We start from the raw sequence: 13773 nt of genomic DNA, 5'->3' as shown, positions 1-13773 counted from the left end.
ACACCTCAGGCATCCGCCACCGCCGCCGTGAGCACGTAGCCTTTGCCCCAGACCGTGCGCAGCTGCCGCGCCTGATAGCCGACGGCTTTGAGCTTGCGACGAATCTGGCTGATGTGCATGTCCAGGCTGCGGTCATGCCGCGAGTAGCCGCGCTGCAAGACGTGCTGATAAAGGAAGGCTTTGCTGAGGACGTCTTCGGGATTGCGCCACAGGGTTTCCAGCAGACGGTATTCGCTGCCGGTCAATTGCGCCGGGGCGTCGGCGAAGAAGACGTCACAGCGCGCTTCGTCGAAGGTCAAACTGTCTTCATCGGCTTTTTCGACGCTGGGCTCGGGCTCGATCGCCGTCAGGGCGTGGAAGCGACGTTCCAGGTCGACCCGGCGCAGGATCGCCTCGATGCGCACCCGCAGTTCATCGACGCTGAAGGGTTTGGGCAGGTAATCGTCGGCGCCGTTCTGGAAGCCGGTGATGCGGTCGGCCTCGGCGCCGAGGGCAGACATGAGGATGATCGGCATGCTGTGGCGGCGACGCAGATGGGTGAGGATGTCGAGGCCGTTCATGCCCGGCAGCAGGATGTCCATCACCACCACGTCGAACGGTTCGCGTTGCGCGCAGGCCAGCCCTTCGACGCCGTTCTGGCACCAGGTCACCTGAAACCCGCAGCGATCAAGCTGATCATGAACGAACGCACCGAGCACGACATCGTCCTCGATGGCGAGTATGTGGGGGCGGTGAATGCTGGCGGGAGTCATTGGCGTCTGCGATTGATTCTCAAGCAGCGGATTATTCAAGATTGCGCGCCATGGGGCAATGCTGGCCTGCCGGCGATGCGTTCTCCAATGGGAGCAACGTGCTTCGGTAGGACCGGCTTTAGCCGGGAAGAGGCCGGTTTGGGCACCAGCAAATTTCGCGGTGTGACCTCCAATGCCTTCCCGGCTAAAGCCAGTCCTACAAGGGATATGTCCAGCTCCATCAAGTGTGCACGCCGCGCTCCCGTAGGACTGGCTTCAGCCGGGAAGAGGCCGGTTTGGGCACCATCAAATTTCGCGGTGTGACCTCCAATGCCTTCCCGGCTAAAGCCAGTCCTACTAGGGCAGTGTCCAGTTCCATCAGGTCGGCACGCGTCGGCGCACTGTGTGCACGAGGCGCAAATGACTACACTGCGCAGTGATCGAGCGCCACACGCTGCACTGGCGCAGCGGTTGCCTGAATTCATGCCGGGTTGTTGGAGAAGAAGTGTGCTGAGAAAAGTGGGCATCAAAGGCCGCGTCATGCTGCTGACTCTGCTGCCGGCGTGCCTGATGGCGGCGCTGCTGGGCGGGTATTTCACCTGGATGCAGCTCACCGAATTGCAGACCCAGTTGCTCAAGCGTGGCGAGATGATTGCCAACGAGCTGGCGCCGCTGTCTGCCGCCGCGCTGGCCAGCGGTGACCAAGCCATGCTCGAACGCATCGCCGGCCAGGTGCTGGAGCAGGCCGACGTGCGCGCGGTGTCGTTCCTCAATGCAGAGCGGGGAATGCTGGCCCACGCCGGCCCCAGCATGATCAATCAGGCCCCCATCGGTAACAGCACGCACATGCTGCAGCGCTCGGAAAACGACGCGACCCGCTACCTGATGCCGGTGTTCGGGCGCAGTCGCCACCTGACCGGCGATGTGGTTCCCGCCGAAGCCGACCGCCTGCTCGGCTGGGTCGAGCTGGAGCTGTCCCACAACGGCACCCTGCTGCGCGGTTATCGCAGCCTGTTTGCCAGCCTCATCCTGATTGTCATCGGTCTCGGTCTGACCGCCATTCTGTCGTTGCGCATGAGCCGCACCATCAACGGCCCGATCACCCAGATCAAACACGTCGTCGCCCAGCTCAAGGACGGTAATCTGGAAGCGCGATTGCCGCCCATGGGCAGTTACGAGCTGGACGAACTGGGGTCGGGCATCAACCGCATGGCGGCGACGTTGCAGAACGCCCAGGAAGAATTGCAGCACAGCATCGAGCAGGCCACCGAAGACGTGCGCCAGAACCTGGAAACCATCGAGATCCAGAACATCGAGCTGGACCTGGCGCGCAAGGAAGCCCTGGAGGCCAGCCGGATCAAATCCGAGTTTCTGGCGAATATGAGCCATGAAATCCGCACGCCGCTCAACGGCATCCTCGGCTTCACCCACCTGTTGCAGAAAAGCGAACTGACCCCGCGTCAGTACGATTACCTGGGCACCATCGAAAAATCCGCCGACAACCTCTTGAGCATCATCAACGAGATCCTGGATTTCTCGAAGATCGAGGCCGGCAAGCTGGTCCTCGACGCGATCCCGTTCAACCTGCGCGACCTGTTGCAGGACACCCTGACCATCCTCGCCCCCGCCGCCCACGCCAAACAGCTGGAGCTGGTGAGTCTGGTCTATCGCGACACGCCACTGTCGCTGGTGGGCGATCCGCTGCGGCTACGGCAGATACTGACCAACCTGGTCAGCAACGCGATCAAGTTCACCCGCGAGGGCACTATCGTTGCGCGGGCGATGCTGGAGGAGGAACACGACACCACCGTGCAGTTGCGCATCAGCGTGCAGGACACCGGCATCGGCCTCTCCAGCCAGGACGTGCGCGCGTTGTTCCAGGCGTTCAGCCAGGCGGACAATTCCCTGTCGCGGCACTCCGGCGGCACGGGGCTGGGGCTGGTGATTTCCAAGCGGCTGGTCGAGCAGATGGGCGGCGAGATCGGCGTCGAGAGCACGCCGGGGGAAGGTTCGGAGTTCTGGATCAGCCTGACGCTGCCGAAAACCCGCGACGACCTCGAAGACCTGCCCGCCCCGCCGCTGCTGGGCCGTCGAGTGGCGGTGCTGGAGCATCACGACCTGTCGCGTCAGGCGCTTGAGCATCAGCTGGAAGACTGCGGTCTGCAGCCGATGGTCTTCAACAATCTGGAAAACCTCATCAACGGCGTGACGGTGGTGCACCAGACGCCCCACGCCATCGACATGGCCGTGCTCGGCGTCACCGCCCACGAACTGCCGCCCGAGCGCCTGCGCCAGCAGATCTGGGACCTGGAAAACCTCAACTGCAAAGTGCTGGTGCTGTGCCCGACCACCGAACAGGCGCTGTATCAGTTTTCCGTGCCCGACGCCTACAACCAGTTGCAGGCCAAACCTGCGTGTACGCGCAAACTGCGCCGCGCGCTGTCGGAGCTGATCCAGCCCAAGCAGTTGCGCAACGAGGTGCCGGAGCCGCTGTCGAGCCGGCCGCCGCGCATTCTCTGCGTCGACGACAACCCGGCCAATCTGTTGCTGGTGCAGACCTTGCTCGAAGACATGGGTGCCAAGGTCAAGGCCGTCGACAGTGGTTATGCGGCGGTGCAAGCGGTGCAGGATGAACCCTTCGATCTGGTGCTGATGGACGTGCAGATGCCGGGCATGGACGGGCGTCAGGCCACCGAAGAAATTCGCAGCTGGGAGAGCGAGCGTCAGGCCACGTCGCTGCCTATTGTCGCCCTGACCGCCCACGCCATGGCCAACGAGAAACGCGCGCTGTTGCAGAGCGGCATGGACGACTACCTGACCAAGCCGATCAGCGAGCGCCAACTGGCGCAGGTGGTGCTGAAGTGGACCGGGCTGGCGCTGCGCAATCAAGCGCCGGAGCGGCCGATCGAAATCGCTCAGGGCGGCATCAATCTGCAGGTCCTTGATCACGAAGAAGGGCTGCGGCTGGCGGCGGGCAAAGCCGATCTGGCGGCGGACATGCTGGCGATGCTGCTGGCCTCCCTCGCCACTGACCGCGAGGCCATCCTCACTGCACGCGAGGCCAGGGACAACGTCGCGCTGATCGAACGCGTCCACCGCCTCCACGGCGCCACCCGTTACTGCGGCGTCCCGCAATTGCGCGCGGCGTGCCAGCGCAGCGAGACCCTGCTGAAGCAGGAATCGGCGGACAGCGACAAGGCCCTGGATGAACTGGAGAAGGCCATCAGCCGACTGGAAACCGAGGCGCGCGTGACGGCTTGATCCAGGTCACTGATTTTTGCTCTGTGATGGATAGGCTGCGGGGGGTGGGTCAGGTCAAATGAAGGGCGTTGACAGGACGCCTTCGCGAGCAAGCTCACTCCCACAGGACCTTTGTTTGCTGCGACAGCCATACGTCAGGCCATTTAAGGAGCAACCATGCGCACGCTTGTCTACAGCAGCCAGACCTACGACCGCGAGAGTTTTCTTGGCGCGCAGGTCGCCCCGGAAATCGAGCTGCATTTCCAGCCCGCGCGGTTGACGCTGGACACGGTGGCGCTGGCCGATCAGTACGAGGTGGTCTGCGCGTTCATCAACGATGACCTGAGCGCACCGGTGCTGGAGCAACTGGCCGCAGGCGGCACCCGATTAATAGCCCTGCGCTCGGCCGGTTTCAATCACGTTGATCTCGCCGTCGCCAAGCGCTTGGGCCTCAGCGTCGTGCGGGTTCCGGCCTACTCGCCCCATGCCGTCGCAGAACATGCGGTGGCATTGATCCTCTCGCTGAACCGCCACCTGCACCGCGCCTACAACCGCACCCGCGACGGTGATTTCAGCCTGCACGGCCTGACCGGTTTCGATCTGGTGGGCAAGACCGTCGGCGTGGTCGGCACCGGGCAGATCGGGGCGACGTTCGCGCGGATCATGGCGGGCTTCGGCTGCCAATTGCTGGCCTACGATCCGTACCCCAACCCGCGGGTCGAAGCACTGGGCGCCCGTTATCTGCCCCTCGACGAACTGCTCGCCGAAGCGCAGATCATCAGCCTGCATTGCCCGCTCAACGACCACACCCGGCACCTGATCAACCCGGATTCGCTGTCGCGCATGCAGCGCGGCGCGATGCTGATCAATACCGGGCGCGGCGCGCTGGTGAACACGCCGGCGCTGATCGACGCCCTCAAGAGCGGCCAGTTGGGCTACCTCGGCCTGGACGTCTATGAAGAGGAAGCCCAGCTGTTTTTCGAGGACCGCTCGGATCTGCCACTGCAGGACGATGTGCTGGCCCGTCTGCTGACATTTCCCAACGTGGTGATCACCGCCCATCAGGCGTTTCTGACCAAAGAGGCCCTCGGCGCGATCGCCCAGACTACGCTGGATAACATCACCGGCTGGGCGGCGGGCAGCCCGCAGAATCTGGTGCAGTAAGCATGGTTGCTGCCGGTCACAGGGTGGTCGGCCGCGAGAACTCATCCTCTAAAGTGTTAGCATGCGCGCCTATTTGGAGACCCCCATGGCCGAACACGATTTCCGTTACAGCATGCTCACCCCGCAACACACCCTGATCGAATGCCGCAGCCTCGCCGTCGGTCGTTATCAAGTGACCGGCAACGGCGGCTCGATCAAGCCCGACGACGTGCTGCTGGTCACCGTCAAAGGCAGCAAAGAGCTGTTCATGCGCCTGAACGTAGAAAAAGTCCGCCACCTGATCAACCCGACCGGTCAGTGGGTGGCCGTCGCCAACGGCCCGGCGTTCACCGAGCTGGCGATCCATCAGTGGAAAGTCAACTGCAACGACTGCGGCAAAGAGCGCGACATCGAGTTCATGGTTGACGGCAAGGACGGCAAAAAAGCCCTCAAGCCTGCCGCCACCGCGCGCATTGAGGAGCTGGGCTGGAAGGTCGTCGGCGAAAACCACCTCTGCCCTGCCTGCGCGAAGAAAGCCGCATGAAACCGCTTCTGCCGACACTGCTGGCGGCCACCCTGCTGGCGGGATGCGCCACCGAATCCCCTGCCCTCAAGCAGGACCATGGTTACGTGCTGGAATGGATCGGTGAACGGCCGTTGATCGACAACAGCCACCTGACCATGACCCTCGGCAATGACGGCCGCGCCTACGGCAATGCCGGCTGCAATCACTGGTTCGCGTCATACCAGTTGCAGGGCGATGCCATCACATTCGGCCCGGTCGGCAGTACCCGCAAACTGTGCGCGCCGGCGCTGATGGAGCAGGAACACCGATTCCTTGAAGCGATGGGCAAGGTGCAGAGGTGGGATGTGTCGCCCATCGAGCAATTGCGGCTGTGGCCGGCGCAGGGCAAACCGTTGCGGTTTTGGCTGGAAGAGGACTGATCGCATCCGGACGACGGGACGCGCTTCGCCTGAATCATCTGGTCGCCGGTAACGGCTGGAATTCGCCGCGCTCAAGGTTTTGCACCCGGTTGCCCATGGCGTCTGTGGCATTGAGATCCGCGCCTTTGGCGGCCAGTGCGTCAAGCACATCCTTGCGATGGAACAGCGCCGCGTACATGGCCGCCGTTTGCCCCGCGTTATTGCGTTGATCGGGCGCGCAATTAGCGGCGACCAGTTGCCGAGCAATGCTGAGTTCACCTTTGAAGATCGCCCCCATCAACGCCGTGTTGCCCCTCAGATCTTTTGCGCAGGGATCAGCGCCCGCGTTCAGCAGTTGGGTCACGGTGGATTGTTGGCCGTGGTAAGCGGCGAGAATCAGGGCGGTGTAGCCCTTTTCGTCCTGAACATTCAGGTCGAATTTGGCATTGATGAATTCATTGAGCATGTCTTGTCGGCCCTCTCGGGCGGCTTGAAAAAACAGCTCTTTCAGTTGCGTCTGGGTGTCGGCGGTGCTGCCGGTATCTGACGGCCCGGCGTGGACCACGCTCGCGGTCAGACACAGCAACAACGCGTGAAAGGTTCTGCGCATGTGTTGTCCTCCAAGAGGTGATGTCCTCAAAAACCTCGGCCCGCTGTGCCAGCGGGCCGAGGGGGTCGGTCAGTCCTTCAGTGCAGCGGCCAGCTGCTTGACCTTGGCCAGGTCGCCATTGGCAACCTTGGTCACGCCGGTGCCATATTCCGGATCGGCCTTGTAGAGGTACGACAGCATGATGTTCTTGCTTTCGGTATCGGTGGTCGCCAGGGATTCACCAAAACTCTGAATCAGGTCCTTGCGGTCCTTCTCGCTGTAAGAACGATACAAGTCGCCCGCCTGCTTGAAGTTTTGCTCTTTCTGGGTCTTGGCCTGTTGCGTGCTGCCGGTCAGTGGCAGTTGGCTGTAGCGCGCCTCTTCAGCCGCTGGACGCGGATTGAGTCGGCTTGGCTCGTAGTTTACGCCGGTGGTGGTATGACCGGTATTGAGCGCGCCGTCCTGATTGCCGTTGTTGACCTTGACCCGTGGCGCGTTGATCGGGAGGCTCAGCACGTTAGTGCCCACGCGATAGAGCTGGGTGTCGGCGTAGGAGAATACCCGGCCCTGCAGCAGGCGGTCTTCCGAAGGCTCGATACCCGGCACAACGTTGGCGGGCGCCATGGCGACCTGCTCGGTTTCCTGGAAGTAGTTATCCACATTCTTGTTCAGGACCATCTGGCCGATTTTGCGCTCGGGAATATTCGGCCAGATTTTGGTGGCGTCCAGCGGGTCGAAGTCAAACTTCGCCAGGTCCTCGGGCTTGACCACCTGGACGTACAGGTCCCACTTCGGAAAATCGCCCTTGTTGATGGCGGCTACCAGATCGTTGGTCAGGTGGCTGTAGTCCTTGGACTGCACTTCAGCGACCTGCTTGGGATCGAGGTTTTTCAGGCCCTGCAGGCTTTTCCAGTGGAACTTCACATAGTTGACTTCGCCCTTGGCGTTTACCAGTTTGTAGGCGTGTACGCCGTTGCCGTCCATGGTGCGATAGCTGGCCGGTGTGCCTTCGTTGGAGTACAGCAACGTCAGCGTGCGGGTGGCTTCCGGGACGTGGGAGAAGAAGTCGAAACGTCGGGAGTCGTCATCCAAGTTGGTGCGCGGGTCAGGCTTGAAGGCGTGGACCATGTCCGGGAACTTGATCGCGTCGCGGATGAAAAACGTCGGGAAGTTGTTACCGACCAGGTCCCAATTGCCGTCGGCGGTGTAGAACTTGGTGGCGAAGCCGCGGGGGTCACGCAGGGTTTCTGGGGAGTGGTTGCCGTGGACGACGGCTGAAAACCGCACGAACACCGGGGTGTGCTCGCCCTTGCTGAAGACCTTGGCTTTGCTCAGGTCGGAGGCGTCGTCGGAGGCAACGAATTCGCCATGCACGCCCGTACCGCGAGCATGCACGACACGCTCCGGAATGCGTTCACGATCAAAGCGCTGGAGCTTTTGCAGCAATTGCACATCTTGCAGGAGGACCGGGCCGTTGGGGCCGGCGGTTTGGGAGTTCTGGTTGTCGCCAACGGCGGCGCCGTTGTCGCGGGTCAGGGTGTCTGCGTACGCTGCAGAACTGACCATCAGGCTCGCGCCAATCAGGCTGGCGGCGATAGGGGATCGGGGTAAGTACATCTCGGTCTCTCTCTGTTTTTGGTTGTTCTGAGAGTAGAAGCCTACGGTCCGAGCCCGCCATTCCTGAATTGGTTCTGACTATGTCCTTGATAAATTAAAAAATGTTGACGTGCTGACGGTCCTGGTCGGTCCGCTCGGCACTGAATGGGTTGAGGTTTTGGCTGGGACAGGAATCACTGCCTTAGCCCACGGGCATCGCCATTCTGCGCCGCAATAACTGCTTACCCACCCCCTGCCCTCTGAGCTCGACATAGCGATAAGTCGCGCTGGAAATCGTCATGACCACCGCCAGAATCAGCAACACCATCAGGTTATTCAGCCAGGCATGCCCGGTGTCCAGGTAGCGAATTTCACCCAGCATCGGCGCAGCGTCAAAGCCGGTTTTTTTCTGCACCACCATAAAGGCCGAAATAACAAAGAACAGTATGGCCAGATGGGTCAGGTAGATGGAGTAGGACAACCGTCCCAGACGGGCGAAGAATTCATACTTGAGCACGCGGGACAACGCCCCGCCATCAAAGGCAAACACCACGATGGTCACGCAGAACACTGCGCTGGCTGCCAATACCTTCTGCGGTAACTCAGAGGTCAGCACCCACCAGATGGCGAGCGCTGACAGGGCTTCCAGCACGCTGAGCACCCCAAAGCCAGGGGCAATCCAGCGTCTTGAGCGGGTGAAAAAGGCGTAGGCCAATGCCCCGGCAAAGAAACAGCCTACGCCTTTTTGCGCGTAGACGGTCAGGACATCGATCTGGCGGTAGAGCAGCGCAAATCCGCAAAGGGCGATGACGGCCCACAGCAGGTATCGCCGCGTGGAAGCCATCAACACAGTCGCGGCGAACAACATGTAGGTCCAGTACTCGATGCTGATGCTCCAGGACGCGGTGTTGAATGACAGGTTTTCCGTCAGGTGCGTCCAGCTTTGCACCAGCAGAAGATTGGGCAGGATCTGCGACGGCGCGTAGATGCCGGTAAAAGGCGTTTGATTGAAGGAAAAGCCACGCTTGTAGGCGGCGTACTTGAGGAATTCCAGGCCAATGAAGACCGCGAGCATGAACACGTGCAGGGGCAACAGGCGGAAGGTGCGCGAAATCAGGAAGTGACTGAAGTCCAGTTGACGCTTGCTGCCGTAGGCATGCGCCATGACGAAGCCGCTGAGGACAAAGAAGAACTCGACGAACAAGTCGGCTTTGGCGAAGAAGGTCCACTCCGTGATGCTGCCGACAAGATGGGTGTGGTAAAGGACGACCGCTATTGCGCAGATACCGCGCAGGCTGTCCAGCGCGTGAAATCGTTTCACATCCTGCATGTAAACCCCCGATAAGTTGCCATCGCTCGAAAGCGCCTAAAGCAACCCGTCGGGGTTCGGTCGCGTACTACCTAAGGCAGAACCATAGTGCAGGGACGGTTTTGTGCAAGGAGCGGTGGTCGAAGACTTTTCGTGGCGTGGGGTAAGGGTTTGTTGCAGGCCCCTACCCAAGTCAGTCTTGCCTCGTCAGTGCCCAGCCTGGGCCGTCACCGATACCCACGCGCCTGGATGTCGAACAGGCTCGCATAGCGCCCGCCGCCCGCCATTAGTTGCACGTGGGTGCCTTGTTCCAGAATCCGGCCCTGATCCAGCACGATGATGTGGTCGGCGTTGCGCACGCTGGAGAATCGGTGAGAGATCAGCAGCGTCATGCGCCCCTTGGCGTACTCGCGGAAGTGCTCGAATACGGCAGCCTCGGCCGCTGCGTCGAGGGCGGCCGTCGGTTCGTCCAGAATCAGCAGATCGGCCCCGCGGCGCATGTAGGCCCGCGACAGCGCCAGCTTTTGCCATTGCCCGCCGGACAGTTCCTGCCCACCCACGAACCAGCGCCCCAGCTGCGTGTGATAGCCGTTGCTCAAGCGCTCGATGAATTCGGCGGCGATCCCTTGAGTGGCCGCTTCGCGCCAACGGTGCTGGTCATCGAAAGCGTCGACGTCACCCACCCCAAGGTTTTCGCCGACTGTCATCTGGTAGCGGATGTAGTCCTGAAAGATCACCCCGATGCGCTGGTGCAAAGCCTGTTCGTCCCAGTCCTGCAAATCGCTGCCGTCCAGCAGGATCCGGCCCTCGTCAGGGGTATAGAGCCGGGTGAGCAGCTTGATCAAGGTGGTTTTGCCCGAGCCGTTTTCGCCAACCAGTGCCAGGCTCATGCCAGGCGTCAGGTGCAGGCTGATGTCGCTGAGCGTGGCGTGCGCTGCACCCGGGTAGCGGAACCCCAGGCCCTCGCAGCGCAGGCCGTCGCCCGGGCGTGCACCGGCCTTGAGCGTGCCGCGTACAGGTGTCACCGGCACTCCGAGGTATTCGTAGAGGTCGGACAGGTACAGGCCGTCCTCGTACAAACCGGCAATCGCGCTGAGGCTGGCAGTGATGGCGACCTGGCCTTGCTTGAACAGCACCAGGTACATCGTCATCTGGCCCAGTGTGGTCTGGCCGCGCACGGTGTCCAGTACCACCCAGGCGTAGGCCACGTAGAACGCGGCAGTGCCCAATAGCCCGAGGACAAAGCCCCAGACGTCGCGTCGCACGGTGAGCCGGCGGTCTTCGGCGTACAGGCGCGTGAAGTTGTCGCGGTAGCGTTGCAGCAACAGCGGCGCCATGCCGAACAGCTTCACCTCGTTGGTGTGCGACTCATGGGACAGCAGGGCTTCCAGGTAATTTTGATGGCGGGTTTCCGGGGCGCGACGTTGAAACAGGCGGAAGGCATTACCGGAAAAATGCGTCTCGGCGAAGAACACCGGCAGCGCACCGAACACCAGGATCAAGAGCGCCCAAGGGGAAAAATGCACCAGCAGCACCGCGAACCTGACCAGCGAGATAAGGTTTTGTGTAAGCCCCAGGCCTTTTGTAACGAAGCCCAGTGGCCGGGCCGACGCATCGCGGCGCACGCGCACCAGCTTGTCGTAAAAGGCTGAGTCTTCGAACTGCAGCAGCGAAAGGGTCTGGGCCTTTTCCAGGATCATCAGGTTGACCTTCTGACCCAACTGCACCCGCAGGAGCGCTTGTTGCATTGAAAGCGCCCGTTGCGCCGCGGCCAGCAACGCCAATACGCCCGCCTCGGCCAGCACGTAACGCAGGACAGGCCATACCGGCGCCTGGCTGCCACTGCCATGGATCTGCATCGCCTGAACCACCGCATCGACGATCCGCTGGCCGATCCAGGCGGCAAGCGCGGGTAAGATGCCGGCGATCAGCGTCGCCACGATCAAGCCGCTGAACAAGGGGCGGGAAGTCGCCCAGACCAGGCCGACCGCCCTGCCGCTCTGGGTTGAAAATGCAGTCAAACGATTGAACAGCGACATTAAAGGCCCAGGCTCCGGGTTGTCAGTGACGGGGGATTGTACCGACTAGTTCGGCACGCTCTGTCGATCTTGTTCATAGCTGTCCAGATGATCAGGGGCGATTCAGGCCTTGGATACAACAACACACCATTGAATTAGAGCGGTATAACCGGGCAAACCCACCTAGACTACCGCTGTATCGGAAGCGGGAACCCGCAGACAGTGGCCCAGTCCAACTGCACGACAAACCAGCATGGGCTCATGACAGTGTTATCAACCGTTTTAGTGGTGGAAGACGACTGGCTCATCCGCAGTTTGATCCACGAAATTTTAGAGACGGAAGGCTTCGAGGTCGTAACAGCAGAGACAGGCGACGACGCCTGGGAATGGTTGTGCGAGACCTCAGGAGGGGCGGATCTCATCCTGTCTGATATTCATATGCCGGGGGGGCTGAGCGGTATCGGCCTGGCCAATCGGGTGCAAGCTCATTGGCCCCGCATCCCCGTGATCTTGTCCTCGGGGGGACGAGGGCAACAAATCCTGGAGTCTGGATATGCCCCACTGTTCATCCCCAAACCTTGGCACTCCCTGGACATAGGTACGATTTGTCGGCGCGCATTAGCCCTGGCCATAAACCGACAGTGATCCTGCCGATCCCAGGGCGTTTGCGTTGGAGAGTCTTTTTCCGAACCACTGCTTTTCAGACCTCAACCTGGTTCAAGGAACCAGGGGGTTGAATGAAGCGAGGGCTAGCGGGCAATCATGCCGGCTGCCTGCTCAGTGGCTTCAGTGGTGCGCGTTGCCAACTTGCGAACCTCGTCGGCAACCACTGCGAAACCCCGACCCGCCTCCCCCGCACGTGCAGCCTCAATAGCCGCATTCAGGGCTAAAAGGTTGGTCTGGCTGGCGATGCTCTGGATCGTCCCCACGATCTGGGACAATTGCTCGATATTGTGCTCAAGCGTCTGCTGATGCTTGACCTCTGTTTCCCTCAGAACTTCCTGCTCGTGCTGCAAGTTGACGTCCACAAGGGCACCGACTACGCGCACAGGCAGGCCGGCGGGGTCACGCCTGGTCTGGCCTCGCGCACGGAACCACCGATATTCGCCGCTTTTCATCCTCAGCCGGTACTCGATATCAAAAGGTGTCCTGCCTGATCGGTCATTCAGATGAGCCCCGAAAGCGCTGAGGCTTCTGTCCTTGTCATCCGGGTGCAACCTGGATGCCCAGCTGTCCAAGACATCTGGAAACTCCTCGACCGTTTCGAAGCCCAGCAACCGACGGAACTGGGGTGACCACCAGAACGGGTTTTTGGGATTTACAGGGTCTCCGGCAATGACCTCCATATCCCACAGCCCATCCGAGAGCATCTCCCGAGCCAGCTCGAATCTGGTGATGATGACGTCATGCTCCTGGTCCCGCTCCAGTTGGTCATGGATATCCCGGAGCGAGCCGGCGACACGGATGGGCGTGCCTCGCTCGTCGCGGAGTGTCTCACCCTGTGCGTGGAACCAACGATACGAACCGTCTTTCATGGCGAGCCGGTTATTGACTTTGTACGGGGTCATTCCGGACTTGTCGTTGAGATGACGAGCGAAGGCGTCGAGCGTTGCCTGCTTGTCCTGCGGATGGAGCCGATCCGCCCAACTGGCGAGCACATTCGGAAAATCCCTTTCGTCCTTGAAGCCCAGAAGGCTGCGGAATTGCTGCGACCACCAAAAGCGGTTTCCGGGATTGACGGGGTCGCCGGCCACGACCTCCATGTCCCAAAGACCTTCACTGGACGCGCGATTGACGAGATCGAATCGGATCTCGTGCGCTGACGCGGAGGCTGCTGATTCGCGAAGCAACTCGCGGGCATCCTCAAGCTCCTTCTCGAGCAGGCCGATGCGGGATTGATATTGATCATGAGAGGACTGGATCAGGCGCCAGGCGTCCAGGACCGCTGGACCTTCTTTGCACTGGGCGACCTCAGGATTGTTGCCGCTCATGATCGAGGCCAGCAATTGCTTCAGCGCGCGACGATCACGGCGAAGAAGGAAAAAATTGGACATGTTGTACACACTCGAAATGCGTGACGGGCCTCCTCCATGGCACCTTGCCATTCATATCGTCTTCAGCGACCAAAACTTAATCGGCCTGGCTGAATAAATGGCCGTCAACTCGCTGAAATTGTTCAGTAATAGGGGCCACCCTTGCGAGGTGTGTTTCAAACGAGCTACG

The 13773-nt window shown here is 61.1% G+C and carries 10 protein-coding genes and 2 pseudogenes; 5 read left to right on the top strand and 7 right to left on the bottom strand.

Going from position 1 to position 13773, the window contains the following annotated elements; genetic code table 11:
- Positions 1-5 precede the first annotated feature (5 nt).
- The gene (locus BBI10_RS25390) at positions 6-752 is read right to left on the bottom strand and encodes a response regulator transcription factor (RefSeq protein ID WP_065992856.1); all 747 of its coding nucleotides are present in this window, start codon (positions 750-752) and stop codon (positions 6-8) included.
- Between the two features lie 486 nt (positions 753-1238).
- Between BBI10_RS25390 and BBI10_RS25385 the strand changes: the two genes are divergently transcribed.
- From BBI10_RS25385 to BBI10_RS25370, 4 genes are all read left to right on the top strand, one after another.
- Entirely contained in the window at positions 1239-3992 is a 2754-nt protein-coding gene (locus tag BBI10_RS25385) for a response regulator (protein ID WP_065992855.1), read from the top strand.
- 156 nt (positions 3993-4148) lie between these two features.
- Complete coding sequence (locus tag BBI10_RS25380) at positions 4149-5135, top strand: 2-hydroxyacid dehydrogenase (protein WP_065992854.1); 987 nt, start codon at positions 4149-4151, stop codon at positions 5133-5135.
- An 85-nt stretch (positions 5136-5220) separates the two neighbouring features.
- Positions 5221-5658 carry a hypothetical protein gene (locus BBI10_RS25375; RefSeq protein WP_065992852.1) on the top strand — a complete coding sequence of 146 codons (438 nt, stop codon included), beginning with the start codon at positions 5221-5223 and terminating at the stop codon, positions 5656-5658.
- Positions 5655-6059 carry an META domain-containing protein gene (locus BBI10_RS25370; RefSeq protein WP_065992851.1) on the top strand — a complete coding sequence of 135 codons (405 nt, stop codon included), beginning with the start codon at positions 5655-5657 and terminating at the stop codon, positions 6057-6059. The genes BBI10_RS25375 and BBI10_RS25370 overlap by 4 nt, the downstream gene beginning before the upstream one ends.
- Before the next feature lie 34 nt (positions 6060-6093).
- On the opposite strand, the gene BBI10_RS25365 is transcribed toward BBI10_RS25370, so the two are convergent.
- The 4 genes from BBI10_RS25365 to BBI10_RS25350 form a co-directional block, all read right to left on the bottom strand.
- Positions 6094-6648: an ankyrin repeat domain-containing protein gene (locus BBI10_RS25365; RefSeq protein ID WP_065992850.1), complete on the bottom strand. Its 555-nt coding sequence runs from the start codon at positions 6646-6648 to the stop codon at positions 6094-6096.
- Between the two features lie 69 nt (positions 6649-6717).
- A complete protein-coding gene (katB, locus tag BBI10_RS25360) occupies positions 6718-8193 on the bottom strand; it encodes a catalase KatB (RefSeq protein ID WP_065993239.1) in 1476 nt (491 codons plus the stop codon).
- Positions 8194-8425: 232 nt separating this feature from the next.
- Complete coding sequence (locus BBI10_RS25355; protein WP_065992849.1) at positions 8426-9553, bottom strand: acyltransferase family protein; 1128 nt, start codon at positions 9551-9553, stop codon at positions 8426-8428.
- 206 nt (positions 9554-9759) lie between these two features.
- The gene (locus BBI10_RS25350; protein ID WP_065992847.1) at positions 9760-11571 is read right to left on the bottom strand and encodes an ABC transporter ATP-binding protein; all 1812 of its coding nucleotides are present in this window, start codon (positions 11569-11571) and stop codon (positions 9760-9762) included.
- Positions 11572-11772: 201 nt separating this feature from the next.
- On the opposite strand from BBI10_RS25350, the gene BBI10_RS25345 reads away from it, so the two are divergent.
- Positions 11773-12195, top strand: coding sequence for a response regulator (locus tag BBI10_RS25345; protein WP_083233264.1), 423 nt, complete (start codon positions 11773-11775; stop codon positions 12193-12195).
- A 113-nt stretch (positions 12196-12308) separates the two neighbouring features.
- On the opposite strand, the pseudogene BBI10_RS28780 reads toward BBI10_RS25345, so the two are convergent.
- Both BBI10_RS28780 and BBI10_RS28775 read right to left on the bottom strand, forming a co-directional pair.
- Positions 12309-12578, bottom strand: a pseudogene (locus BBI10_RS28780) (methyl-accepting chemotaxis protein); the annotation flags it as partial.
- A 15-nt stretch (positions 12579-12593) separates the two neighbouring features.
- Positions 12594-13313: pseudogene (locus BBI10_RS28775) on the bottom strand (PAS domain-containing protein); the annotation flags it as partial.
- Positions 13314-13773: the final 460 nt, after the last annotated feature.

The organism is Pseudomonas graminis (assembly GCF_001705435.1).
Classification (GTDB): Bacteria; Pseudomonadota; Gammaproteobacteria; order Pseudomonadales; family Pseudomonadaceae; genus Aquipseudomonas; species Aquipseudomonas graminis_B.
This window is presented reverse-complemented; position numbering and strand designations above follow the sequence as displayed.